Genomic DNA, 25,404 nt, shown 5'->3' with positions numbered 1-25,404 from the left:
GCCTTGTGATGCGCGACATCAATTTCCTCACCGAGACCAATGCCAAGCCGATCTGGCATCCGATGGCGCATCCGGCCGAGATGCGGGCCAATCCGCCCAAGGTGATCATGAAGGGTGAGGGCGTCACCGTCACCGATATCGATGGCAGGAGCGTGCTCGACGCGGTCGGAGGCCTGTGGAACGTCAATCTCGGCTACAGCTGCGACCCGATCAAGAAGGCGATCGCCGACCAGCTCGGCGCGCTGCCTTACTATTCAGGCTTTCGCGGCACCTCGACCGGGCCGTCGATCGAGCTCGCCTACGAACTCGCCGAATGGTTCGCGCCGGAAGGCATGGTGCGGACCTTCTTCACCTCGGGCGGCTCGGATTCGGTCGAGACGGCACTGCGGCTGGCGAGGCAATACTGGAAGATCCGCGGCCAGGCCGACCGCACCAAGTTCCTCGCCTTGAAGAAGGGTTATCACGGCACGCATTTCGGCGGTGCTTCGGTCAACGGCAACGCGAATTTCCGCCGCAACTACGAGCCGCTGCTGCCCGGCGTGTTCCATATCCCGGCACCCTGGACCTTCCGCAACCCGTTCGACGAGACCGACCCGGCGCGGCTGGCCAAACTCTGCGCCAAGGCGCTGGAGGACGAGATCGCCTTCCAGGGCGGCGACACCATCGCCGCTTTCATCATGGAGCCGGTGCTCGGCGCCGGCGGCGTCATCGTTCCACACGAAAGCTTCATGCCGCTGGTGCGCGAGATCTGCGACCGCCACGAGATCCTGCTGATCGCCGACGAGGTGGTGACAGGCTTCGGCCGCACAGGCGCCTGGTCGGGCTCGCGGCTGACCGGTGTGAAGCCGGATTTCATGACCATCGCCAAGGCGATCACCTCGGGCTATTTCCCGCTCGGCTCGACCTTGATCGGCGCCAAGGTGGCCGATGTCTTCGAGGCCGACAAGACTAGTTTTGGCTCGATCGGCCATGGCTACACCTATTCCGGCCACCCGGTCGGCTGCGCGGCGGGATTGGCGGCACTTGCCGAGACCAAACGGCTCCGTTTGAACGAGAACGCGGCCGCGCGCGGCGTCGAGCTTGGGGCGGTGCTGGAAGGGCTGAAGGCCCGGCACGCCATCGTCGGCGATGTCAGGTACAAGGGCCTGATGGCGGCACTGGAACTGGTCTCCGACCGCGCGACCAAGAAGCCGACCGACAAGAAGACCATGGCCGTGGTTTCGGAGGCGGCCTACGAGGCCGGCGTCATGCTGCGTGTCTCCGGCAACAACATCATCCTGTCGCCGCCCCTCATCATCAGCGCCGCCGATGTGGCGAAGATTGGCGAAGCGCTGGACGCCGGCCTCTCGAAGGCCTGACAAAGCGGCTGATACAACGGAGTTTTGATACATGCAGATGGCTCAATCCCAGAAGAAACCGGCTGGAGAAACGCTGATTGGCCGGCGTGGTCGCCTGCTCGGCGCGAAATCGCAATTGTTCTATGACGAGCCGGTCCATCTGGTGCGCGGCGAAGGCGTCTGGCTCTATGACGCTGACGGCCGCCAATATCTCGATGCCTACAACAATGTCGCCCATGTCGGTCACTGCCACCCGCATGTGGTCGAGGCGCTGTGCCGGCAGGCAGGCCTGCTCAACACCCACACGCGCTATCTCCACACCGCCATCCTCGACTATGTCGAGCGGCTGACCGCGACATTCGATGCCGGCCTGTCCACCGCCATCCTGACCTGCACCGGCAGCGAGGCCAACGACATCGCGCTGCGCATGGCGCAGGCGACGTCAGGCCAGATGGGTATCATCGCCACCGACGCCACCTATCACGGCAACACTTCCGCCGTTTCGCAGGTCTCAACGCGCATGCCTCCGGTCGGCGGCCGTGCGCCCTATGTCCGGCTGGTGCCGGCGCCCGACAGTTTTCGCCATCCCGACGCCATGGCCAACGGCAAGGCGTTCGGCGACGCCGTGCGCGAAGCCATCGCTTCGCTGGCAAAGGACGGCATCGGCCTGTCCGGCATGATCCTCTGCCCGCTGCTCGCCAATGAGGGTTTCCCGACGCTGCCCACCGGATTCTTCGACGACGCCGTGGCGGCGGTGCGTGAGGCCGGCGGTCTGGTCATCGCCGACGAGGTGCAGCCCGGCTTTGGCCGCACCGCCAGCCATTTCTGGGGCCATCAGCGCGCCGGCTTCGTTCCCGACATCGTCACCATGGGCAAGCCGATGGGCAATGGCCACCCGGTCGCCGCTGTCGTCACCACCACAGAGATCCTGTCGACGTTCCGCAACGCCTTCCGCTACTTCAACACCTTTGGCGGCAATCCGGTTTCCTGTGCGGTCGCCAATGCCGTCCTCGATGTCCTGGAAGACGAAAACCTCGTCGCCAACGCGTGCGATGTCGGCGCCTATGCGCTCGGCCTGCTGCGGCCGCTGGCCGATCGGCATGACTGCATCGGGGAGATCAGGGGCGCCGGCCTGTTCTTCGGCGCCGAGCTGGTCCACGACCGCGAGACGCGCGAGGCCGCGCCCGACATCGCCGGGCGCGTCATCAACGCGATGCGCGACCGTGGCGTGCTTATGGGCAAGACCGGCATCCACGGCAATGTGCTCAAGATCCGCCCGCCCATGCCGTTTTCCCGCGCCCATGCCGATCTGCTGATCGGCACGCTCGACGAAGTGCTCGATGAAGTCGACGGAGGGACGGCGTGAACGTGGTTTCCGAGCGATCCGAGCCCGAGACGGAAGCGCATGTTACCGCACTTGCCCGGCATGCGCTCACCCATTGGGGCGTCCGCGACGGCGAACCGGAGCTGCTGAAATACCGCGAGAATGCGGTCTTCCGCGTTTCTTTGCCGGACGGCCAGCCGGCCGCCATGCGCATCCATCGGCTTGGCTACCACACGGATGCCGCGCTGCGCTCGGAACTGCAATGGATGAGTTTTCTGCAATCCGCCGGTATCGCCACGCCGTCTCCGGTGCCGACACCGGCCGGCGATCTCTTCGTGCTTGTCAGGAAGGCCGCCTCAGGACCGCCTCGCCAGGCCGATTGCCTGAGCTGGCTCGAAGGCCGCGCCGTCGGCGCGCGGGGCGTACCCCTGGCCTACACTCCTGAACAGGCAAGGCAGGTCTTCACCGCGATCGGCCGAACCATCGCGCAGATGCACAATATCAGCGCCAGCTGGACGCCGCCCGCCGGTTTTGCCCGCCATGCCTGGGATTTCGACGGCTTCTTCGGCCCGAGCCCGACCTGGGGCCGCTTCGAGACCTCGCCCTTTCTCGATGGCCCGCGCCGCGACCTTGTTCTGCAGGCATGGGACAAGGCCGCAAAGGCGCTTTCGGAGCATGAGCGCGGCCCTCGCAACTTCGGCATCATCCATGCCGATCTGGTGCGCGAGAACGTGCTGATCCATGACGGCGCGGTGCGCATCATCGACTTCGACGATTGCGGCTTTGGCTGGCATATGTACGACCTTGCCGTCGCCCTGTATCAGAACCGGCAGGAGCCGCTCTATCCGCTGATCGAGGCATCGCTGCTCGAGGGCTACCGGCAGGAGCGGACGTTGACGCCGCACGATGTCGCCGCGCTACCGCTGTTCGCCGCGCTGCGGTCATTCGCCTTTCTGGGCTGGGTGCAGAGCCGCGTCGAAGGCGACATCACCAGGGAGGTCGGCCTGCGCATGTCCAACATCGCGGCCGATGTGGTGATCGCCTATCTGCGCGGCGAATAGGCGGCACCGTCAGCCCTTGGCGAAATGAATGCTGACCGTGCCTGAACTGCCAAAATCGGCGACGATCGTGTCGCCGGGCCGCGCCTCCACAGGACGCACGAATGAGCCCGACAGCACCACTTCGCCGGCGGCGATCGACATCCCGTAGCGGGCGAGCCGGTCGGCCAGCCAGGCAACGCCCATGGCCGGGTGGTTGAGCACGCCGGCGCCGAGCCCGGTTTCCTCGACCTCGGCATTGCGCGAGACGATGGCGCCGATCCAGCGCATGTCGGCTTCATCGGGCCGCTGCGGCCGCCCGCCGATAACGATGCCGGCATTGGCGGCGTTATCGGAGATCGTGTCGAAGAAGCTGCGCGCCTTCTTCGTCTCGGCGTTGACGCGTTCGATGCGCGTGTCGAGGATTTCCAGCGCCGGCGTGATGTAGCCGGTCGCATTGAGCACGTCGAAGAGGGTCACCCCTGGCCCCTTGAGCGGCGCTTTCATGACAAAGGCGATCTCGGCCTCGACGCGCGGCTGGATGAAGCGGCCAGCGGGAATGGTCGCGCCGTCGTTGAAGAACATGTCGTCGAACAGCACGCCGGAATCCGGCGTGTCGATGGCCAGCGCATATTGCATCGCCTTGGAGGTCAGGCCGATCTTCCAGCCCTTCGGCTTCAGCCCGGCATCGATCTTGCGCGTCACCAGCGCCGCCTGGACGCGATAGGCGTCCTCCATGGTGGCGTCGGGAAAATCGAGGCTGAGCAGCCGGATCTGGCGGCGCGAGCGCTCGGCTTCGAACAGCCGGTTGGCGGCGTCTTCCACCTGTTCCGGGGTCATGAAGCTGCCTCGTCGACGACGCTGTTGCGCAGCACGCCGATCCCGTCGGCCTCGACCTCGATCACGTCGCCCGGCTTCAGCCAGACCGGCGGGTCGAAGCGGGCGCCGGCGCCGGTCGGCGTGCCGGTGACGATGATATCGCCTGGCACCAGCGTGGTGAAGGTCGAGATGTAGTTGATGATCTTGCGGAAGGAAAAGATCATGCGGCTGGTGCGGTCCTGCTGGCGCAGCTCGCCATTGACCCGGGTGGAGAGCGTAATGTCGGCGATCTGCGCCTCGTCCGTGAACGGCACCAGCCACGGGCCGATCGAGCCGGTGCGGTCGAAATTCTTGCCTTGCGTGACGTTGAACTTGGCATGCCGGACCCAGTCGCGGATGGTGCCTTCATTGCACAGCGACAGCGCGGCGATATGGCCGAACGCGTCGGTCTCCGCGATGCGGCGGCCGCCCTTGCCGATGACGATGACGATCTCGCCCTCATAGTCGAGCTGTGGCGATTCGGGCGGCCGCACCAGCGGCGCGCCGTGTCCGACGAAGGAGCGCGGGAAGCGGATGAAAAGCGACGGGTTGGCCGGCGCCGCCTGCCCGTCCTTGTACTCCTCGTTGCGGTCCGGATAGTTGACGCCGACGCAGATGATCTTTTCCGGCGACGGGACAGGGATGTCGTAGGCGACGGCGTCGAGCGGAAAATCGGCGGCAAACCCCTCCGCCTCTTCCGCCAGCCGCCGCAAGGCGCCGGCCTCGATCACCTCGCGCAATGTCGGCCACTGGCTGTAGCAGGCCGACAGGTCGACGACGCCCTTGCCTGTGACCGCGCCATAGCGCGCCTTGCCGCCGGCGGTGAAGGTGGCGAGGCGTGACGGGGTCATGCGGCGGCTCCGCCGATGGTGATGCGGAATATCGGCGAGGTTGGAGCCCTACGGCGCCCCCCTCTGTCCTGCCGGACATCTCCCCCACACGGGGGGAGATTGGCAGCTCGGACGGATGGCGCTCTTCTTGCAGCGTTGGAGATTGGCGAAGGCGGAGATGACGTCCAATCTCCCCCCTCGTGGGGGAGATGTCCGGCAGGACAGAGGGGGGCGCGAAGGAATGCCGTCATCGATCAAATCTCATCAGGGCGCCACAATCGGCGAGGCCGTCAGATCCGGCTGGCGCACCTCCGCTCCGGCAAATGCGCTGCCTTCCTCGAACCAGCTTTTCGGCGCCGGCGCGCCCCACAGCGTCTGGCGCTGCGGGTCCTTGAGGTCCCATTTGATCGGTTCGAGGTCCGGATCGACCGTCTGGTAGTCCGAACAATAGATCTCGATGCGGTGGTTGTCTGGGTCGCGCACATAGAGGAAGAAGGCATTGGAAATGCCGTGCCGGCCGGGGCCGCGTTCGATGTTCGCGAGATAGCCGGTCGTCGCCATCAGATCGAGCAGGTCGATGATGTTGAGCGGCGTCGGCACCCAGAAGGCGACATGGTGCAGGCGCGGTCCGATCCCATTGGTGAAGGCGATGTCGTGCACGCCGCCCTTGCGGTGCGTCCAGGCCGCCCACAGCTTTCCGCTCGAGGCATCCTCCGTGTATTCGGTGACGCGGAAGCCGAGCTCGTTGTAGAAGGCGACGGACTCGTCGACATTGGGCGAGAAGCAGTTGAAATGGTCGATGCGCAGCGGCTTCACGCCGCGATAGAGCGCGTATTTCTGGTGGATCGGCGGCAGCCTTGCCATCTCGGCATAGAATTCCAGCGGAATGCCGTGCGGGTCACGCGTGCGGAAGGTGCGCGACTGGTAGGGCCGCTCGACCCAGTCCACCGGCAGGCCCTTGCCCTTGAAGAAATGCGCCGCCTTGTCGAGGTCCTCATCCGAAAAGACCTTGAAGCCGAGGTCGCGCGCTTCCGGCGTCGTTGCCTTGCGCAGCACGATGCAGTGATGGCCGCGCTCCTCCATGGCGCGCAGGTAGATGGCGCCCGATGTCTCGTCGGTGACCTGCAGGCCGAGCGTGTCGACATAGAAGGCGCGCGATCTGGCCAGATCGGTCACCGCCAACTCGACATGGCTGAGGCGCACGATGTTGAAGGCCGGATAGAGGTTGGGCTTGGGCAAGGGCATTCTGATCTCCTCCGGTCAGCAGCCGAGTTTCTGGATCGCATGCGCTGAGGTGGCGAAGGCGATGTTCTTCGTCTCCATGTAGAAATCGAAGGAATGGTCGCCGCCGTCGCGGCCGATGCCGGAATTCTTGACGCCGCCGAACGGTGTCGGCAGATGCCGCACATTCTCCGAATTGACCCAGATCATGCCGGCATCCAGCGCGTCGGTGAAGCGAAAGGCGCGTGTCACGTCGGAGGTCCAGAGATAACCGGTCAGGCCGTATTGCGTGTCGTTGGCCAGTGCCAGCGCTTCGGCCTCGTCCTTGAAGGCGATTGCCGTCAGCACCGGCCCGAAAATCTCCTCCTGGGCTATGCGCATCCGGTTGGTGGCGCCGGTAAACAGCGTCGGGCTGACATAGCAGCCGCCGCCGGGGCCAGCGAACTTGCCGCCGCCGGCAGCGACCACGGCGCCCTCCGATTTGCCGATCTCGATATAGGACAGCACCTTCTCCTCATGCACCGGATGGATCAGCGGCCCGACCACGGTCTTCGGATCGAGCGGATGGCCTATTCTGATGCGCTTGGCCTTCTCCGCCACCAGATCGGTGAACCGGTCGTAGACCGAGGCTTCAACCAGCAGCCGCGACGACGAGGTGCAGCGCTCGCCGTTGAGCGAGTAGATCATGAACACCGCCGCATCCGCCGCGCGTTCGAGGTCGGCGTCGGCGAAGACGATCACCGGGTTCTTGCCGCCGAGCTCGAAATGCACACGCTTCAGCGTGTCGGCGCCCTGTTTCATGATCATCGAGCCGGTGCGGCTCTCGCCGACGAAGCCGATCGCCTTGATGTCGGGGTGCTCGGTCAGCGCCTTGCCGGCATGTTCGCCAAGCCCGTTGACCAGGTTCCAGACGCCTTTCGGCAGGCCGGCCTCCTCGGCGATCTCGACCAGCAGGCGCGCCGTCAGCGGCGAGAACTCAGCCGGCTTATGAACCACCGTACAGCCTGCCGCCAGCGCCGGCGCGATCTTCCAGGTCGACAGCATGAACGGCGTGTTCCAGGGCGTGATGATGCCGACCGGGCCGATCGGCACCCGGGTGGTCATATTGATCTGGCCGGTCGTCCGCAGCGTCTCGCCGTCGCGCGCTTCCGGCGCGCGGTCGGCGAAGAAACGGAAATTCTCCGCACCGCGCAACGCAGCCTTGGCCATGAATTTCAGCGCCTGGCCGGTGTCCATGCATTCGACGAAGGCGATCTCCTCGGCGCGCGCCTCGATCGCGTCGGCGATTTTGTGCAGCAGCTTTTTGCGCGCTTCGCCAGGCATGGCCGCCCAGGCCGGAAAGGCCGCCTTGGCCGCCTTGGCGGCGCGGTCGATGTCGGCACTGCTGCCGCGCGCGACCTTGGCCAGCGGCTTCAAGTCGACTGGCGACAGCGTCTCGAAGGTCGAGCCGTCAGCGGCCGGCACCGGTTCGCCGCCGATCTGGTTCAGCACGCCGTCGCTCTTGAAACGAGCCAGATAGGCCTCGGCCTTCTTCAGATTGCCTTCGAGGTCGGACATGTCAGCTTTCCGTCACTTGCCGCGCAGCCGCGGGTGGATGGCATTCTTCTTCCAGCTCAGCGCCGGATCGATTTCCCGGATCTCCAGGGACAAAGCGAAATGCGGGGTCTCGAACAGCGGCGCCAGATATTCGCTCACCGCCTTGAAGACGGCATCGCCGGTGCGTTTCTTGTCCTCGGCGCTGCGGCCCGCCCCGACGCGAAACGACATGTCGAGAAAGCCATTTTCCGGCAGATTGTCGGCTATGGCGTAGGCCTCGGCGCGGAAGGCTCGCACCCGCACCGCGCCGGTCTCGAACAGCCCGGTGTCGAGCACGGTGCGCAGCACCAGCGCGCACAATTCGGCCATGTCGACCTTGGCATCGAGATTGGCTGAATACTCGATGGAGAAGTGAGGCACCGCGTCTCGTTCCCTGGAACATTGCTTGTTGTAGTTAACGCGTTAATTACATGTGATGTCGCCGAAGTCAAGCCTTGCATCCGGCCCGAGGCGACGATACGGGATGACAGGCTTTGACGGCCAGCGCTGCCGGGCAAAGCCCGCCGCCGATCGCAAGCCAGCGCTGGAGAGAATTTTACTTGCTGCCCGAGAACACCCGCCGCTCCTTGCCAATGGCGCTCCTTCATGCCCGCGAAGTGGTGATGGCGCGGTTTCGCCCGATGCTCGCCGCGCATGACGTGACCGAACAGCAATGGCGCGTGTTGCGCGTGCTGAGCGAGGCCGGCCCGGTCGAGGCGACCGAGCTTGCCGATCGCGCCTCGGTGCTGCCGCCCAGCCTGACGCGCATCATCAAGGCGCTCGAGGGCCGAAAGTTCATCACCCGGAACAAAGCGGAAGGCGACGGCCGCCGCGTCATCCTGACCATCGCCCCGGCCGGCTCTGCCCTGATCGACGCCCTGTCCCCCGAACGCCGCGTCATCTACGACGACATCGAAAAGCGCTTCGGCCATGAGCGGCTGGAGCAGTTGCTCGATCTGCTGGAGGCGCTGATCGACGGCGAGAGCTGAGCGCTCTCCGTCCCGCGTCGTTCGCCCCGCCTCACCCTCCAAAGCTTCCGAGCCGTGTCGGCTGCGTGTAGTTGCGGTCGACATAGAGCAGCGCCGAGCCACCGCCGCCGTGCCGCACGTCGATGACGCGGCCGATCATGACATTGTGCGTGCCGACGATATGCACGTCCTCGATCTCGCAGTCGAAATTGACGATCGCGTCCGACAGCGCCGGCGTGCCCGAGGTCAGCGTCTGCCAGCGCGCCGCCGAATAGCGGGCCTCCATGTCCCTTGTCGCACCGGCGAACTTTCCCGCCAGGTGCATGTGGTCATGCGTCAGCACATTGACGCAGAAGCGCCGGTTGGCGAGGAACATGGCGGCCTGCGTCGAACGCCCGTTCATGCAGACCAACAGCGTCGGCGGCTCGTCGGAAACGCTGCACATGGCGGTGGCGGTGAAGCCGCCGCGCCCGGCCGGGCCGTCCGTCGTGACGATGTTGACCGGCGCGCAGACCCTGGCCATGGCGTCGCGGAAATCGGTTTTCGAGATCTGCGTGGCCATCGGAGTTCATCCAGCCGTCGAGGTCAGCGGCGGCAGCCAGGTGTCGCCAGTCCAGCCATTCTCGTCATAGTCGGCCATGCAGGTGTCGACCAGTTCCTCCATCGCCTTCAGCCGCCCGCCGCGTTCGGCGCCCTTCAGCACCTGCAGCCGCACCTCTTCCGGTGCGCCGGCATAGTTGAGCTCATAGAGCGCGTGGCGGCCGCCGAACTCGGTGCCGGTCGCGTCCCACAACAGCTTCATGATCTTGATGCGCTCGACATGGCCCATATCGTTGGAGCCGCGCACATATTGCGCCAGGTACTTGTCGATCTCGGGATTGTTGAAGTCGCGCACAGATGACGGCAAATAGATCAGCCCCGAGGCGATCACCCGGCGCACCGTGTCGATGACGCGCGGATAGGCTTCCGACATGAAGGTGCGGTAGGCGAGGGCGGCGTCGAGATTGGGCAGCACCGCGCCATTCGCCCACGGGATCGGATTGTAGGCCATGGCGTTGGAAAAGCTCCAGAACATGTGCCTGAGCGCAATCACCTCGCCAAGTGCCGCCTGATTGCCGCGGAAGGCGTCGCCGCCGGTGGCGCGCAGCGCCTTGGCGAGCAGACCGGCGAGGAAGTCGAGCTTGACGGCGAAGCGCGTGCAGCCCTGGAAGCAATAGCCATGCATGAAGCCCGACGCCGGGTGGAACGACAGGATCTTCTGCGCGTCGCGCAGCACCAGAACATCCTCCCAGGGGATGAAGACATTGTCGAGCACCAGGATCGCGTCGTTCTCGTCGAAGCGCGACGACAGCGGATAGTCGAAGGGTGCCGCCACCGTATTGGCCGTCTGTTCATAGGAGACGCGGCAGAACATCTTTATCCCCGGCGCGTTCATCGGCACGATGAACATCACCGACAGCGACGGATCCTCGGTGACCGTCGCCGAGCCCTGCGCCAGGAAATTGTAGTGCGTCAGCGCCGAGGACGTCGCCACCACCTTGGCGCCGGAGACATGGATGCCGGCATCCGTCTCCTTGGTGATGTGGACGAACACGTCCTTCACCTGTTCGGCCGGCTTGTGGCGGTCGATCGGCGGGTTGACGATGGCATGGTTCATGAACAGCACGGCGTCCTGCGCCCGTTTGTGCCAGGCGAGCGCATTGTCCTTGAACGGCCCGTACCAGTCGGCATTGGCGCCGAGCGTGTTCATCAGCGCCGCCTTGTAGTCGGGAGTGCGCCCCATCCAGCCATAGGACATGCGCGACCACTGCGCGATCGCCGTCTGCTGGGCGGCGAGTTCGCCAGAGGATTTGGCGACGCGGAAATATTTGTGGGTGTAGCCGCCCGAGCCGGTGTCGGTCGGCGAGGTCAGCGCCGCTTGCCGCGCCGGGTCGTGCAAGGCATCGTAGAGGCGGGCGAGCGAGCGGACCGAATTGCGCATCGCCGGATGCGTGGTGACGTCGGCCACACGCTCGCCGTTGATATAGACCTCGCGGCCGTCGCGCAGGCTCTCCAGATACTCGGCCCCGGTGAACGGGCGTTTCGTGTCGGCCCGGAAATCTTCCGATCGCATCATCATCATCCTCCCTTAACGTGTTAACAATAGCGCTGGCCGTTACAAAGGTTTATGGACAAAAGCACGAATCCGCTTGGACTTTTTCCACTGGCATGAGCGAAACTGGTATTCCCGATTTCTTCGTCTATGGCGAGCCGGTGCGGCCGCTCGATGTCGGCTTCCTGCATGTCGAGACAGTGCTTGCGCGCAGCAACATCCATCTCGGCCAGGTGGCAGCGCACAAGCATCCGCAGATGGGTCAGATCACCTATTGGACCAGCGGCTCCGGCACCTACCGCATCGAGGACCGCGCCTGGGACTTTTCGGCGCCGGCCGTCAGCTTCGTGCCGAGCACCATCGTGCATGGCTTCTCGATCGGCCCCGGCACCGACGCCATCGTCGTCTCCGTCGCGGACGATGCGCTCGCCGCCCTTGCCGGCCATAGCCTGTTGCCGCTGGACAGGCCGGTCTTTGCCGACGGCCTGCCCCGACACGCCGCATGGAAAAAGCTGGCGACGGTGCTGGAGATGATCGCCGCCGAATATGCCGAGGCGCAGGCCGGCAATGACAAAATCCTGCCGTCGCTGATTGCCGTAGCGCTCTCCCACATCGCGCGTCTCGCGCCGGCGACAGTCGCCGCCGCACCGTCTTCCGATGCGTCGCTGGCCATGGGCCTGCGCCGGCTTGTCGATGCGCATTTCCGCGACAACTGGCCGGTCGACCGCTACGTCGCGACGCTGGCCACCACGCCGCATCTCCTCGACAAGGCTGCCCATGCGGTGCTGGGCAGCGGCGTCAAGCGCGTCGTCAGCGAGCGGCGGCTGCTGGAAGCCAAGCGGCTCTTGCTGTTCACCGTGCGCACGGTCGAGGACATCGCTTACGAGATCGGCTTCGACGACCCCGCCTATTTCTCGCGTTTCTTCCGCGAACGGATAGGCGAAGCGCCTGCCGCCTGGCGGCGCAAGCAGTTGCAGGGCTGAGGCAAGCCCTCGCACTTTCCCGCTTGACTGACCAGCCGGACCGAATACCCTAAGGCCAAATACCGGCCCTGATCGCCGGGCGGCAAGAATGCCTCGTATGCCTCGCCCTTGCGGCGCTGGCTGCGGGGCATTTTCATTTTCTGGGGTCCTGTTTGAAACGGCGCATCGAGATCGGCATCCTCTATTCCCGTTCGGGGAGCTATCAGCTCGTCTCCGATGCATGCCGCATGGGTGCCATGCGGGCGATCGCCGACATCAATGCCGACCGCGGCTCAGGCATCGAGCTGGTGCCGGTCGAGCGCGATCCGCAAAGCAATGCCGACCGCTACGCGACGCTTTGCGAAGACATCTTCAAGACCAGCAGCGCGCGCCACGTCGTCGGCTGCGTCACCTCCTGGAGCCGCAAGGAGACCATTCCGGTGCTGGAGAAGGCCGGCGGCATGCTCTGGTATGCATGCCCCTATGAAGGCTTCGAGGCCAACGAGCATGTCGTCTACATGCACGCTTGTCCCAACCAGCATCTGGTGCCGCTGATGGCCCATGTCGTGCCGCGCTTCGGCGCCAACGGCTTCCTGCTCGGCTCGAACTATATCTGGGGCTGGGAGATGAACCGCGTGGCGCGCGACCTGATCGCCGACGCCGGCGGCAAGGTGCTGGGCGAACGCTATCTGCGCATCGGCGAGACCGACGTGTCGCGCCTCATCGGGGAAATCCGGGCGACGCGGCCGAGCTTCATCCTCAACAATCTGATAGGCACCTCGTCCTACGCCTTCCTCGCCGCCTATCGCGATTTGGGCGACGAGGATGCCGCCTTCCGTCCGGAAAATTGTCCTGTCATCTCCTGCAACCTCACCGAGGGCGAACTGCCGGCGATCGGCGAGACGGGGAGAGGCCATCTGTCCGTCGGCCCGTATTTCGCGCCGCGGCCGGCGGCCTTCGCGTCGTCCTTCGAGGCCTCGGCCTATGCCTCGGTGCAGGTGATGGCCGACGTGCTCGCGCGCAATCCCGAAGCTGGACCCGCGGAATTCTCCAAGGCTTTCGCCGAACGGCGCTTCTCCACCCGGCTTGGACCGATCGTCATCGACGCCAACACCCAGCACGCGACGCTGCCTGTCATCATCGGCCGGATCGCCGATGGGTTCTTCGAGGTCGTCAGCCGTGAGGATGAGGTCGCGCCGGATCCCTATCTGTCGCGCTATGATCCTGCCAGGACGTTCGGGCGTCCGCGCCTGCGGGTGGTGTCGTGACCAGGACGCCGCGCATTCCCAACCTCGGCGGCGCCAGGGCCTTCATCCTGCATCGCCCGCATTCGACGGTGCAGGCCATCACCAGGCAATTGTCGGCGATCGGCCTGATCGCGCTCGACTGCTGGCCGGAACTGCCGCCGGAGGCGCTGGCCGCCGATTTCGTCTTCTTCGATGCAGATCTCGGTTTCGACGAGCAATTCCCCTGGAAAGCCGGTGAAGCGCCGATGCCGCTGGTGGCGCTGATCGGTTCCGAGGCGCCCGGCCGCATCGAATGGGCGCTCTCGCACAAGGCCGACGCGCAACTGCTTAAGCCGGTCGGCACTGCCGGCGTCTACAGCGCGCTATTGATCGCAAGGCAGAGTTTCGAGGCGCGTAAACACTTAGCCGGCGAAATTGCATCGCTGCGCCAGCGTGTCGCGGAGCGGCAGACCATCGTGCGCGCGGTGGCGGCGTTGTCGAAAGGCTCGGACGACGAGCGCGCCTATGCGCAGCTGCGCTCGCTGGCGATGAGCTGGCAGATCAGCGTCGAGGATGCCGCGCGCCGGATCGTGGCGATGACCGATGAGGAAGCAACGGGTGAGGAAGGCGGCGATGACCAGTCCCATCGCGCCTGACCTCCCGGCCACGGCGCGCATGCCGGCCAAGCCGCGCGCCGGTGTCTGGCGCCGGCTGGTCAAACGTCGCCTGGCGCTGCTCGGCCTGGTCATCGTCGCCATTGTCGTCTCCGGCGCCGTGCTGGCACCGTGGCTGACCGGCTATGATCCCAACGGGCAGATGTTCGACGGCCTGACCATAGAGGGCTCGCCGCTGCCGCCGGATGCCAAATTCTGGCTCGGCACCGACCTGCTCGGTCGAGACCTTCTGACCCGCATCCTCTATGGCGCCCGCACCTCGCTGATCATCGGCATCGTCGCCAATGGGGTGGCGCTGTTCATCGGCACACTGGTCGGCGTCACCGCCGGCTATTTCCGCGGCTGGATCGGCAGTGCGCTGATGCGTTTCACCGATCTGATGATGGCGTTTCCGGCGCTGCTGCTCGCCATCTGCCTGGCGGCGGTTTTCCAACCGAGCCTGTGGATCGTCGCCATGGTCATCGCATTGGTCAATTGGGTGCAGACCGCGCGCGTCATCTACACCGAAACCTCCTCGCTTGCAGAGCGCGAATTCATCGACGCCGAGCGCACCATCGGCGCCGGCGCGCCGCGCATCCTGTTCCGCCACATCCTGCCGCATCTCCTGCCGACCATCATCGTCTGGGGCACGCTCGGCATTTCGACGACGGTGCTGCTCGAAGCGACGCTCTCCTTTCTTGGCATCGGCGTGCAGCCGCCGACGGCGTCCTGGGGCAACATCATCTTCGAGAACCAGACCTATTTCCAGGCAGCACCCTGGCTGGTGTTCTTCCCCGGCGCCGCGATCCTGGCGCTGGCGCTCGCCTTCAACCTGATCGGCGACGCGCTCCGCGACATCCTCGATCCGATGCAAAGGGGCCGGGCATGATCGCCTATCTCGGCCGCCGCCTCATCCAGTCGCTGCTCATCCTGCTTGGTGTTTCGCTGATCACCTTCGCGCTGCTCTATCTCTTGCCCGCCGACCCGGTCCGCCAGATCGCCGGCCGCAGCGCCACGCCGCAGACGGTCGAGAACATCCGCCAGCAGCTCGGCCTCGACCAGCCCTTTGTCGTCCAGTACTGGCACTATCTGACCAGGCTCGTCAGCGGCGATCTCGGCCGCTCCTACATCCAGCGCTCCGAAGTCACCGAACTCATCGTCTCGCGGCTGCCGGCCAGCCTGCTTTTGATGGTCGGTGCCATCCTGTGCGAGCTACTGATCGGGCTGAGCATGGGCCTCATCGCCGCCGTCAAGCGCGGCACCGCGACCGACCAGACCTTGATGGTCGCCTCCTTCGTCGGCGTCTCGGCGCCGCAATTCGTCGTCGGGCTTTTGCTGCTTTACGTCTTTGCCGTGCGGCTCAGCTGGTTTCCGATCGGCGGCTACGGCACCTGGCGCCATCTGGTGCTGCCGTCGCTGACCATGGGCATCCTCGGCGCCGGCTGGTACGCCCGCATGATGCGCTCGTCGATGATCGACGTGCTGCGCCAGGATTATGTGCGCACCGCGCGTGCGAAAGGCCTGGCGCGCGGCGCCATCATTTTTCGCCATGCGCTGCCCAACGCCATCCTGCCGGTCATCGCCATGATCGGCATCGATATCGGCATCTTCATGGGCGGCATCGTCGTCGTCGAAAGCGTGTTCGGCTGGCCCGGCATCGGTCAGCTCGCCTGGCAGGCCATCCAGCGCGTCGACATCCCCATCATCATGGGCGTCACGCTGGTCTCGGCCTTCGCCATCGTGCTCGGCAACCTCTTGGCCGACATCATCGCGCCCTTCATCGACCCCCGCATCAAACTCAGATGAAACCAAGAAAACAATCAGAGAAAGGGAACACCAAATGAAAAGATTTCTGGCTACCACCGTGGCGGCATCGGCGCTGGCGCTGATGCTCGGCATGGCAAGCGCCCGCGCCGAGGACACGATCGACCCCAACGCCAAGCAGGGCGGCGCCATCACCATCACCTACAAGGACGATGTCGCCACCCTCGATCCGGCGATCGGCTATGACTGGCAGAACTGGTCGATGATCAAGAGCCTGTTCGACGGCCTGATGGACTACGAACCGGGCACCACCAACCTCAAGTCCGACCTTGCCGAAAGTTACGAGATCTCGCCAGACGGCAAGACCTTCACCTTCAAGCTGCGGCACGGCGTGAAATTCCACAATGGCCGCGAGATGACCGCCGACGACGTGAAATATTCGCTCGATCGCGTCACCAATCCGAAGACGCAGAGCCCGGGCGCCGGCTTCTTCGGCTCGATCAAGGGCTATGACGATGTCGCCGCCGGCAAGGCCGAAAGCCTGTCCGGCGTCACCGTCGTCGATCCCTATACGGTCAAGTTCGAGCTGACCCGCCCCGACGCCACCTTCCTGCATGTGATGGCCATCAACTTCTCGCATGTCGTGCCGAAGGAGGAGGTCGAGAAATATGGCGCGGATTTCGGCAAGCATCCGGTCGGCACCGGTGCCTTCAAGCTCGCCGAGTGGACGCTCGGCCAGCGCATCGTCTTCGAGCGCAATGCGGACTACTGGCACAAGGGTCTGCCGCATCTCGACAAGATCACCTTCGAGATCGGCCAGGAGCCGATCGTGGCGCTGCTGCGCTTGCAGAAGGGCGAGATCGACGTGCCCGGCGACGGCATTCCGCCGGCAAAATTCCAGGAGGTGATGGCCGATCCCGAGCAGAAGGCGCGCGTCGTCGAAGGCGGCCAGCTGCACACCGGCTATGTCACCATGAACACCACCATGGCGCCGTTCGACAATGTGAAGGTGCGCCAGGCCGTCAACATGGCGATCAACAAGGCGCGCGTCATCCAGATCATCAACGGCCGCGCCGTGCCGGCCAACCAGCCGCTGCCGCCATCGATGCCGGGCTACGACAAGGAGTATAAGGGTTACCCGTATGACGTTGCCAAGGCCAAGGCACTGCTGGCCGAGGCCGGCCATCCCGATGGCTTCGACACGCAATTGTTCGCCATGAACACCGACCCGAACCCGCGCATCGCCCAGGCGATCCAGCAGGATCTGGCGGCGATCGGCATCAAGGCCAGCATCCAGTCGCTCGCCCAGGCCAACGTCATCGCCGCCGGCGGCGACAAGGCCGGCGCGCCGATGATCTGGTCGGGCGGCATGGCCTGGATCGCCGACTTCCCCGATCCGTCCAACTTCTACGGCCCGATCCTCGGCTGCGCCGGTGCGGTACCGGGCGGCTGGAACTGGTCGTGGTATTGCAACAAGGACCTCGACGCCAAGGCGGCCGAGGCCGACTCCGTGGTTGACCCGGCCAAGGCCGTGGAGCGCGGCAAGATGTGGAGCGCCATCTACGACAAGATCATGGAGGACGCACCCTGGGCGCCGGTGTTCAACGAGCAGCGCTTCACCATGAAATCGGCCCGCATGGGCGGTGCCGACAACCTTTATGTCGACCCGGTCCATATCCCGATCAACTATGACAATGTGTACGTAAAAGATGTGCAATAGTTGCGACTACACCATCCATGGGCGCCATCACCATTTCGGCTGGGACAATTCCTTTGTCCCGGCCGAGCGGGTGGCGCCCGGATCGACCATCGAGTTCCAGTGCCTGGATTCCGCCGGCGGCCAGCTGAAGCCCGACAGCACGGTCGCCGACATCGCCAAGCTGGACTTCGCCGGCATCAACCCGGTGACCGGGCCGATCTTCGTCGAAGGTGCCGAGCCCGGTGACGCGCTGAAGGTGACGATCGAGCTGTTCAAACCGTCCGGCTTCGGCTGGACGGGGAACATTCCGGGCTTCGGCCTGCTCGCCGACGACTTCAAGGAGCCGGCGCTCAACATCTGGAAATACGACGCCGCCTCGCTCGAGCCGGCGCTGTTCGGCAAGAATGCCCGCGTACCGCTGAAGCCGTTCGCCGGCACCATCGGCAATGCGCCGGCCGAGATGGGCCTCCACTCGGTGGTGCCGCCGCGGCGCGTCGGCGGCAATCTCGATATCCGCGATCTCGCCGCCGGCACCATACTGTACCTGCCGGTGGAGGTGACCGGCGCGCTGTTCTCGGTAGGCGATACGCACGCCGCGCAAGGCGACGGCGAGGTCTGCGGCACGGCGATCGAAAGCCCGATGGACGTCGTGCTCAAGCTCGACCTGCTCAAGGATGCCAGGCTGAAGACGCCGCGCTTCACCACCCCTGGCCCGGTGACGCGTCACCTCGACGCCAAGGGTTATGAAGTGACGACGGGTATCGGCCCCGACCTGATGGCCGGCGCCAGGGAAGCGGTTGCCCAGATGGTCGACCTGATTGCCGGGCGCTACCAGATCGACCCGGTCGAGGCCTATATGCTCGCCTCGGTGTGCGGCGATCTCAGGATCAGCGAGATCGTCGACATGCCGAATTGGGTGGTGTCGTTCTACTTCCCGCGCTGCGTGTTTGAATGACGCGAGGTTGGCGCCGCACCCCCACGCCGCTGCTTCGCAGCGACCCTCCCCACAAGGGGGAGGGTGAAGCGCTGGCGCCCTACCTTCCCCTTGTGGGGAGGTCGGACCGAAGGTCCGGGTGGGGGGCGTGCCCGAATAAACCTCTCAGAACCCTGCTCTCCCAATGACCTCAGCCCCCCAGACCGTCCTCGACATCGCCAACCTCTCCGTCAGCGTGCGCGGCGAGGATGGCGAGCGCGAGGTCGTGTCCAACCTGTCGCTGACGCTGGCGCGTGGCGAGACGCTTTGCATCGCCGGCGAATCCGGCTCCGGAAAGTCGATGACCGCGCTGGCGATCATGCAGCTCCTGCCGCAGCCTGCCGCCCGCATTTCATCTGGAAAGATCCGACTTGGCGATACCGACCTGGCTGACCTCGACGAGCGCCGGATGCGCCGCATTCGCGGAGACCGCATCGCCATGATCTTCCAGGAGCCGATGACCTCGCTCAATCCGGTGCTGTCGATCGGCCGGCAGCTCACCGAATCCATCGAGGCGCATACCAGCCTCTCGCCGGCCGAAGCCCGCCAGCGCGCCATCGAGGCGCTGAAGGCGGTGCGCATTTCGGAAGCCGAAAGCCGGCTAATTCAGTTCCCGCACGAGCTGTCCGGCGGCATGCGCCAGCGGGTGATGATCGCCATGGCCCTGGCGCTCGAGCCCGACGTACTGATCGCCGACGAGCCGACGACCGCCCTCGACGTCACCGTGCAGGGCGAGGTGCTGGAACTGCTGCGCGACCTGCAGCGCCAGCACGGCACCAGCGTCATCCTCATCACCCACGACATGGGCGTGGTCGCCGAAATGGCCGATCGCGTCATCGTCATGCGGCATGGCCGCATGGTCGAGGAGGGCAAGACATCGGACATTTTCGCCCGGCCGCAGGCGGATTATACGCGCGAACTGCTGGCCGCCGTGCCGCGCATCGGCAGCGGCGTCGGGCGGCAGAAATCAAGGCATGTGGAGACGGCAACGCCAGCCAGCGTCGCCTTGGTCAAAGACCTGCATGTCCGCTTCGACCTGCGCGGAGGCGTCTTCGGCCGGGTCACCCGCCGGGTTCATGCGGTCGAGGGCGTCAGCTTCTCGGTCGCGCCCAACGAGACGCTGGCGCTGGTCGGTGAATCCGGCTGCGGCAAGTCGACCACCGCCAAGGCGCTGGCCGGGCTGGTACCTTACAGCGGCGACATCATCGTTGGCGGGCGCAATTTGTCGGGCCTCGGCCGCGACGAACGCAAGGCGGTGCGCCGCGACGTGCAGATGATTTTCCAGGACCCTTTCGCCTCGCTCGATCCGCGCATGCGCGTCGGCGACCTCGTCGCCGAGCCGCTGGTGATCCACGGCATCGCCTCAAGGGAAGAGCGCAGCCAGCGCGTCGCGGCCCTGTTCGAGCGCGTCGGCCTCTCGGCCGATCAGATGGAGCTTTATCCGCACGAATTCTCCGGCGGACAGCGCCAGCGCGTCTGCATTGCCCGCGCGCTCGCCTTGCGGCCGAAGCTGATCATCGCCGACGAAAGCGTTTCGGCTCTCGACGTCTCGGTGCAGGCGCGCGTGCTCGATTTGTTGAAGGAATTGCAGCGCGAATTCGGCGTCGCCTATCTCTTCATCTCGCATGACATGGCGGTGGTCGAGAACATCTCCGACCGCGTCGCTGTCATGTATCTCGGCCAGATCGTCGAAATGGGCACACGCGACCAGGTCTTTTCCAACCCGCGCCATCCCTACACCAGGCGGCTGATCGAAGCCGTGCCGGTGCCCGATCCAGCGCGGCGCAGAAGCCGCTTCGCCCGCCTCGACCAGGAAATCCCGAGCGCCACCCGCAGGATCGGCGAGGCGCCGCTGAAACTGGCTTTGCAGGATGTCGGCAACGGCCACCTCGTCGCTGCGGACAGGTAGCGGGCGGTAATTTTAGTTCGGCATGATGATCGGGCCCGCGGGCGGCTGGCCTGCAACCTTCCGCATGGTCGACAGCAGGCGCGGAAAGACCTGGTCGGTGGAAAAATGCCGCCGCGCCTTGGCGCTCGCCTGCCTGCCGAGCTTCGTCCGCAGCGGCTTGTCCCGGATCAGTTTCAGTGTGGCGTCGGCCATGGCGGCCGGATCGGCCCGTTCGACGATGATGCCGGCATCGTCCTCGACGAAATCCGGTGCCCCGCCGCTGCCTGCGAAGCAGATTACCGGCAACTCGGCGAATGCCGCCTCCAGCATGACGCGGCCGAACGGCTCTTCGCGGGATGTCAGAAGAAACAGATCGGCAGCCCGAAGATAGCCGCGCACATCGTCGACATCGCCCAGAAATGTAACGTTCTCGTCCAACCCGTCCGCCCGCATCCTGTCGAGGTGCTGCGACCAGGTGCCGAGAGCCTCATCCCGTTCCCGCTCCGGAAACGAGCCGAGCCAGTAGAAATGATAGTCCTCGACCCCACGGGCCCGAAGAATTCGGGCCACCTCGATAAACAGGTCGGCACCCTTGCGGAATGGCATTGCGAGGCCGGATCCCAGGACGATGGTCTTGTCCACGGGCCAGCCGGCCAGCCGGCGACGTTCAAGACGCTGGGTTTCCGTCTGACCGGGATCGGCGCCGGGCTGTGGAACCGCGCTTGGAATGACGTCGATGGCGTTCGTTTCGACCTTGTGCTCGGCCACCAAATAGTCCCGGACGCTTGGCGAACACGCAACGAATCTCCGCGTGTGGGAAACCACATCCTCCATGTCGTCCTTGGCGTATCGGGCGACGCTCATTGCCAATTCCCTGGCATGCGTCAGGATAGGAATGCCCAGTTCCCCAAGCAGCGCATGCACACGGCCGGTGGCCAGGCTGTTGCAATAGATGAGGTCCGGTCTGCCACCGTACCAATCGGCGATGCGGGCCAGCTTCGTGGCGGTCGTCTCGGTTGGCGAAACCAGATCGTCCAGAAGGGTGGTATCGACGATGCGTCGAAACTGTTCCAGCCGTTCACCGCCTGCCAGGCACAGCACCTTGATCTCCAGCTCCGTGTGCGATTGCAGCCATTGGACGATGTCGATCAAGGAAGCCTGCGCCCCACCGAGAGCCGCATCGTGCGAAACGAACAGAACGCGCCAGGACGCGCCCCCGGGGAATTTGCCGGCCGCTGACGGAGCCGACAGGACGTTCCGCGTCTGTTGCAGATAGGCGTAGCCATAGCGGGCGTCAGGCTCGAGATAGGCTCCCTCCGCCCACTCGTTCCAGGCATTGACGAAGATCAGGCGGCTGTCGAAATCGGCGAAACGATCGCATGTATCGGCGACCGCGTTGGCGAGCCATTCTGCGTAGCGGGGCGGCGATGCGTTCACCAGAATGTGGGCTGCCTCCATCCTCCGTGCGGTGTTGTCCCAGGAAGGGCAAAGTCCGCGAAACAGCGTGTAGGGAACCTGTGGGTAGGCGCGGCTGCGTTTGAGGAGCTCCGTCCAGTCGAAGATCTTTCCCCTGAAGCCGCTCTTGAGCGTTGGAATTCTGCCGCTGATCTCGCGAAATTTCCCAAGATTCGGTGGGAATTCGACGGCGGCGTCGAATCCGAATTCGGCGGGATCGTCCTTGTCGAACGACTGCGGGTAGGCAAGAAAAATCTCGCCGATGCCGGCTTCCCGGCAATAGGCTCTCCAGCGTTGTGCTGTTTCAGCGGCCGACGGAAACAATCCGGGCCGGTAAATCATCAGGAGAGGCTTGCCGCCGATGCGGATGTATCGCCGGTCGCGAAAATAGCGGGATACATATTCGATGAAGGCCAGGTCGTCCTCGGGTGAATGCGATTGCGCAATCAGCACCTCCTGTTCGAGCCCATGCCAACGGCGGCTCCAGGGTTCATTTGCCCAATTGATGCAGAAGCCCAGTTCGTGCGCATCGTTTTCGACGAATTGCCTGATCGGCATCTCGAGGACGCGCTTGCCGTTGAACCAGTAGAAGTGAAAACAGAACCCCGAGACACCGTACTGAAGGGCAATCTCGATCTGCTCCTTCTGGATGTCCTTCACTCTCAGGTCGTAGAAGCCGAGGTCCGCCGGCCGCCTGGGCTGATAATGATCATCGAACTGCGGCGCCGCGCGCGTCACATTCGTCCATTCCGTGAAACCCTTTCCCCAAAAGGCGTCATTTTCAGGAATCGGATGAAACTGTGGTAGGTAGAAGGCAATGAGGCGCGCCTTCAATGCGGCGGGTCGCCTCTCGCTGGATCGCGGCACGTAGGTGGCGGGTCTCTGGATGGCGCCGGCATCTGTGCCCGGAGCACGTCGGGGGCTGCGCCCTTCGATCTTGCCGAAACGAATGTAGTGATCCAACGGATTCATCGACGCGGCAGCCACGTCGGGATTTTTCGTCAGATAGTATTCGTTGTCGAAGTTCGGACTCGGGTTTCGGGACTCCGAGACACCATGCCTGATGTAATGCAGGATCGGATCTTTCCCGCTCCGGGCTACATCCGGATTTTGAACCAGATACCACGACACATCGAACAGACCGCTGGCTCGAATTCGTTGCCGCAGGCGAAATCTCTTCCATCGGCTTCTGCTGGTGAGCGATCTTACCAAGACCAAGAATTCGGATCTATCCAATCGGGTCTGCCTCGCGGGAATCCGTCGTCATGTCACCATCCGAGGCAACGCCGATCTTTGTGCAGATCATTCCAAGAACACGCTCGAGGGCATGCTGCAATGTGCCGTCTTGTTGGCCTGTCTCCTCGGGAAAGGCTGCCAAGGGCAGATCGAGCCGTCGCAGCGGTTCCAGCGCGTCGCGACGAACCCAGAACATCGTCCCGGCAAAGAAATCGAGGGGAGAACTGGAGGGCATCCCCATTGCCTCCAGCAGATTGAGGGCCATCGCCCTGTTCTCGCCCCACGCAGCCTTCTCCCCCTTCCATTCATTGGGCATCCGAAAGCGTCCGGATCCAATCATCTGGATGTCGGGAGAACGTTCGAACTTGGCGATGATGCGGTCGACCACGCCGCGGGATCCGATCAGGTCGAACGCACTCGCCTGGCGCCAGATCTCGCCGAGAACCATGCGCGGCCCGCTCTGCCCCGACTTCTTGCCATGCAGCTTGCAGATAAGATCGAAGGGATCGAACCTTCCTTCGCGAAGCAATTGGATGAAGGGGCCGACGTCGCGGCCACGATTGTCGTAGACTGTGATCTCGGCACCCGGAAATCTCGCCTGAACGCGTTGCGCGAGTGCCGCGTCAGGCCGGGTCAGCGTGAGAAAGAGCTGGAATTGACGCCCGGTCGCTTCCAGCAACGCCTCGAACTCGGGCCAGAGATCGGGGTAATGCAGGTGAAGCGCCACGGCAATCTTCGGCTCGGCGGTGGGCCGGCGTTCGGGGGCCTCGGCTGGCGGACCATCAAAGTGCCGCGACAGGGTCTTCTGCAGATTGTCGCTCGCAGGGCCAAAGCCCCAACCGGCAAGACTGCCGAGGGCGCGGGCCAATTCTCGCCCTTGCGGTCCCGAGATGTGCAAGAGAGGCTGCAAGACCAGGCCTTCGCCGAGCGGCAGCTGAAATCGCTTGTGGCGACGACGCCGGCGCAGCAGCGCGCCAATATCCCCGATGGCTAAGGGCCGAACACTCGCCGCGACGACGTCGCCTCTATCAAATTGCAGTCCCAGGCCGCCTTCGCTGCTTGTGAGCAGATAGGACGTCCGCGTGGTGACCGGCACATAGACGACCCTGTCCGCATGTCCTGGGCGGCGAACATCGAGCCGGAGAAACGGCATCGACCTCTCTGTCGGCCAAAGCTCGACGACATAGCGTCCCGGCGCGTGGATGTGGATTTCGCCCACGGCACTGCTTGGGTCGACGCTGTCGCCTTTTCGCGGCTCGCGGGACAGGACATCAGGCAAGGCAACGCTCGTGTCGGCAGCGTCAGGCGACATAGCCGCCGTTCCGATTCGCGCGCGATCGGTCAAGGATGCTGTCGAATATGCCAATCAGCCGGCCCAGGGAATTGATCAATCTGTTTCGATTAAGCGTCAGGCAATAGAAGCCTATTTTCGTCAAGTAACGGAGTATGTCTACAAATGGGCTATAGGCGATGCCGTATTTCTTGCGCAAGTGGATCTCCGATCGCATCTTAGAGCGATACCGGAAAATACGCGCCCGGGTTGATTGCGCAACCGATGTGCCAATGTCGTGGACAGCATGCGCGCCACTGACAAGGATCATGGGCTCGTCACGCTGCAGCAGACGATATGAAAGGTCGTCATCCTCGAAATACAGGAAAATATCCTCGTCAAACCCGCCCGTATCGAGGAAGAGCGTTCGTTTGATCATGAACACGCCGCCATTGACGAAGCGGACGCAACAATCTCCCCAGACCTGCCGGATGCGTGTGGGCAGCGACATGCCTGAAAGGCGATCGATCTCGCTCTCCTCGCGAAACCAGAGCCGGCCATCCACCGTATTGGTGCGCGGCACGAAGACGCGGCAATTTGGATAGCGTTCAGCCGCCTGCATGAGCGCATCGACGGCGTCCGTCCCAAGACGCACGTCGGGGTTGACGAACAGCAGATACTCACCCGTCGCCGCCGCCGCCCCGATGTTGCAGGCGCGCCCGAAGCCGAGGTTTACAGGATTGTCGATACGATGAACGGCAAGGCCGGACAGCGCGGTGGATAGATCGTCGGTACTTGCATTGTCGACGCATACGATCTCCACCCCTGGAGGCAGGCGAGCGAGCGCGCCCCGCACGGTATGCGCGCTGTTATGCGTCACAGTAATGGCAGTTATCGACCTGTTCATTGCCAAAGCCATCCTGATACCTCAGTTGGCTTCCCCCGTGGAAAGACTAGTGATCCGTACGCAATCTAAGCGCTGTGACTCCGGTGGTCGAGTCCATACTCCCGACTAAGTTCGTGGGCATGGACGCGC

General features: G+C 64.3%; 22 protein-coding genes. 12 read left to right on the top strand and 10 right to left on the bottom strand.

Annotation, left to right across the window (positions count from 1 at the left end; all coding sequences use genetic code 11):
• Nucleotides 1-8 precede the first annotated feature (8 nt).
• The 3 genes from CK227_RS13695 to CK227_RS13685 are packed head-to-tail and all read left to right on the top strand — an operon-like array spanning nt 9 to nt 3,722.
• Nucleotides 9-1,358, top strand: a complete 1,350-nt coding sequence (locus CK227_RS13695) for an aminotransferase class III-fold pyridoxal phosphate-dependent enzyme (RefSeq protein WP_095773323.1) — start codon at nt 9-11, stop codon at nt 1,356-1,358.
• A gap of 37 nt (nt 1,359-1,395) precedes the next feature.
• Entirely contained in the window at nt 1,396-2,703 is a 1,308-nt protein-coding gene (locus CK227_RS13690; RefSeq protein ID WP_095773446.1) for an aminotransferase class III-fold pyridoxal phosphate-dependent enzyme, read from the top strand.
• Entirely contained in the window at nt 2,700-3,722 is a 1,023-nt protein-coding gene (locus CK227_RS13685; protein WP_095773322.1) for a phosphotransferase, read from the top strand. The genes CK227_RS13690 and CK227_RS13685 overlap by 4 nt, the downstream gene beginning before the upstream one ends.
• A gap of 9 nt (nt 3,723-3,731) precedes the next feature.
• On the opposite strand, the gene hpaH is transcribed toward CK227_RS13685, so the two are convergent.
• From hpaH to CK227_RS13660, 5 genes are all read right to left on the bottom strand, one after another.
• On the bottom strand, nt 3,732-4,538 hold the full coding sequence (gene hpaH / locus CK227_RS13680) for a 2-oxo-hept-4-ene-1,7-dioate hydratase (RefSeq protein WP_095773321.1): 807 nt from the start codon (nt 4,536-4,538) through the stop codon (nt 3,732-3,734).
• Nucleotides 4,535-5,407: a fumarylacetoacetate hydrolase family protein gene (locus tag CK227_RS13675; protein ID WP_095773320.1), complete on the bottom strand. Its 873-nt coding sequence runs from the start codon at nt 5,405-5,407 to the stop codon at nt 4,535-4,537. Before CK227_RS13675 ends, hpaH begins: the two co-directional genes overlap by 4 nt.
• Nucleotides 5,408-5,650: 243 nt before the next feature.
• Nucleotides 5,651-6,631, bottom strand: a complete 981-nt coding sequence (hpaD, locus tag CK227_RS13670) for a 3,4-dihydroxyphenylacetate 2,3-dioxygenase (RefSeq protein ID WP_095773319.1) — start codon at nt 6,629-6,631, stop codon at nt 5,651-5,653.
• Nucleotides 6,632-6,646: 15 nt separating this feature from the next.
• On the bottom strand, nt 6,647-8,164 hold the full coding sequence (hpaE, locus tag CK227_RS13665; RefSeq protein WP_095773318.1) for a 5-carboxymethyl-2-hydroxymuconate semialdehyde dehydrogenase: 1,518 nt from the start codon (nt 8,162-8,164) through the stop codon (nt 6,647-6,649).
• Nucleotides 8,165-8,176: 12 nt separating this feature from the next.
• A complete protein-coding gene (locus CK227_RS13660; RefSeq protein ID WP_095773317.1) occupies nt 8,177-8,563 on the bottom strand; it encodes a 5-carboxymethyl-2-hydroxymuconate Delta-isomerase in 387 nt (128 codons plus the stop codon).
• Nucleotides 8,564-8,775: 212 nt separating this feature from the next.
• On the opposite strand from CK227_RS13660, the gene hpaR reads away from it, so the two are divergent.
• Nucleotides 8,776-9,171: a homoprotocatechuate degradation operon regulator HpaR gene (gene hpaR, locus CK227_RS13655; protein WP_245318148.1), complete on the top strand. Its 396-nt coding sequence runs from the start codon at nt 8,776-8,778 to the stop codon at nt 9,169-9,171.
• 31 nt (nt 9,172-9,202) lie between these two features.
• Here hpaR and CK227_RS13650 read toward each other — a convergent pair whose 3' ends face one another.
• Both CK227_RS13650 and CK227_RS13645 read right to left on the bottom strand, forming a co-directional pair.
• Nucleotides 9,203-9,712: a flavin reductase gene (locus CK227_RS13650; RefSeq protein WP_095773315.1), complete on the bottom strand. Its 510-nt coding sequence runs from the start codon at nt 9,710-9,712 to the stop codon at nt 9,203-9,205.
• 6 nt (nt 9,713-9,718) lie between these two features.
• Complete coding sequence (locus CK227_RS13645; protein WP_095773445.1) at nt 9,719-11,263, bottom strand: 4-hydroxyphenylacetate 3-hydroxylase N-terminal domain-containing protein; 1,545 nt, start codon at nt 11,261-11,263, stop codon at nt 9,719-9,721.
• A 95-nt stretch (nt 11,264-11,358) separates the two neighbouring features.
• On the opposite strand from CK227_RS13645, the gene CK227_RS13640 reads away from it, so the two are divergent.
• The 8 genes from CK227_RS13640 to CK227_RS13605 all read left to right on the top strand — a co-directional run bounded on the left by CK227_RS13640 (nt 11,359) and on the right by CK227_RS13605 (nt 20,428).
• Nucleotides 11,359-12,225 carry a helix-turn-helix domain-containing protein gene (locus tag CK227_RS13640; protein WP_095773314.1) on the top strand — a complete coding sequence of 289 codons (867 nt, stop codon included), beginning with the start codon at nt 11,359-11,361 and terminating at the stop codon, nt 12,223-12,225.
• 152 nt (nt 12,226-12,377) lie between these two features.
• Nucleotides 12,378-13,472 carry a transporter substrate-binding protein gene (locus CK227_RS13635; protein ID WP_095773313.1) on the top strand — a complete coding sequence of 365 codons (1,095 nt, stop codon included), beginning with the start codon at nt 12,378-12,380 and terminating at the stop codon, nt 13,470-13,472.
• Nucleotides 13,469-14,086 (top strand): ANTAR domain-containing protein, encoded by a 618-nt coding sequence (locus tag CK227_RS13630; protein ID WP_095773312.1) that lies wholly within the window; start codon nt 13,469-13,471, stop codon nt 14,084-14,086. Before CK227_RS13635 ends, CK227_RS13630 begins: the two co-directional genes overlap by 4 nt.
• Nucleotides 14,087-14,105: 19 nt before the next feature.
• A complete protein-coding gene (locus tag CK227_RS13625; RefSeq protein ID WP_179295954.1) occupies nt 14,106-14,972 on the top strand; it encodes an ABC transporter permease in 867 nt (288 codons plus the stop codon).
• Nucleotides 14,969-15,889 (top strand): ABC transporter permease, encoded by a 921-nt coding sequence (locus CK227_RS13620; protein ID WP_095773310.1) that lies wholly within the window; start codon nt 14,969-14,971, stop codon nt 15,887-15,889. The genes CK227_RS13625 and CK227_RS13620 overlap by 4 nt, the downstream gene beginning before the upstream one ends.
• 34 nt (nt 15,890-15,923) lie before the next feature.
• The gene (locus CK227_RS13615) at nt 15,924-17,567 is read left to right on the top strand and encodes an ABC transporter substrate-binding protein (RefSeq protein WP_095773309.1); all 1,644 of its coding nucleotides are present in this window, start codon (nt 15,924-15,926) and stop codon (nt 17,565-17,567) included.
• Entirely contained in the window at nt 17,557-18,501 is a 945-nt protein-coding gene (locus tag CK227_RS13610; protein ID WP_095773308.1) for an acetamidase/formamidase family protein, read from the top strand. The genes CK227_RS13615 and CK227_RS13610 overlap by 11 nt, the downstream gene beginning before the upstream one ends.
• 163 nt (nt 18,502-18,664) lie before the next feature.
• Nucleotides 18,665-20,428 carry an ABC transporter ATP-binding protein gene (locus CK227_RS13605; RefSeq protein ID WP_095773307.1) on the top strand — a complete coding sequence of 588 codons (1,764 nt, stop codon included), beginning with the start codon at nt 18,665-18,667 and terminating at the stop codon, nt 20,426-20,428.
• A gap of 12 nt (nt 20,429-20,440) precedes the next feature.
• On the opposite strand, the gene CK227_RS13600 is transcribed toward CK227_RS13605, so the two are convergent.
• The 3 genes from CK227_RS13600 to CK227_RS13590 are packed head-to-tail and all read right to left on the bottom strand — an operon-like array spanning nt 20,441 to nt 25,275.
• Nucleotides 20,441-23,098, bottom strand: a complete 2,658-nt coding sequence (locus CK227_RS13600) for a glycoside hydrolase family 99-like domain-containing protein (RefSeq protein ID WP_143750504.1) — start codon at nt 23,096-23,098, stop codon at nt 20,441-20,443.
• Nucleotides 23,091-24,377, bottom strand: coding sequence for a rhamnan synthesis F family protein (locus tag CK227_RS13595; RefSeq protein ID WP_179296445.1), 1,287 nt, complete (start codon nt 24,375-24,377; stop codon nt 23,091-23,093). Before CK227_RS13595 ends, CK227_RS13600 begins: the two co-directional genes overlap by 8 nt.
• 22 nt (nt 24,378-24,399) lie before the next feature.
• On the bottom strand, nt 24,400-25,275 hold the full coding sequence (locus tag CK227_RS13590; RefSeq protein WP_245318142.1) for a glycosyltransferase family 2 protein: 876 nt from the start codon (nt 25,273-25,275) through the stop codon (nt 24,400-24,402).
• Nucleotides 25,276-25,404 lie beyond the last annotated feature (129 nt).

Source organism: Mesorhizobium sp. WSM4308, assembly GCF_002294905.1.
GTDB lineage: Bacteria > Pseudomonadota > Alphaproteobacteria > Rhizobiales > Rhizobiaceae > Mesorhizobium.
Note: the sequence above shows the minus strand (reverse complement) of the source record. Positions and strands in the feature narration are given on the sequence as shown.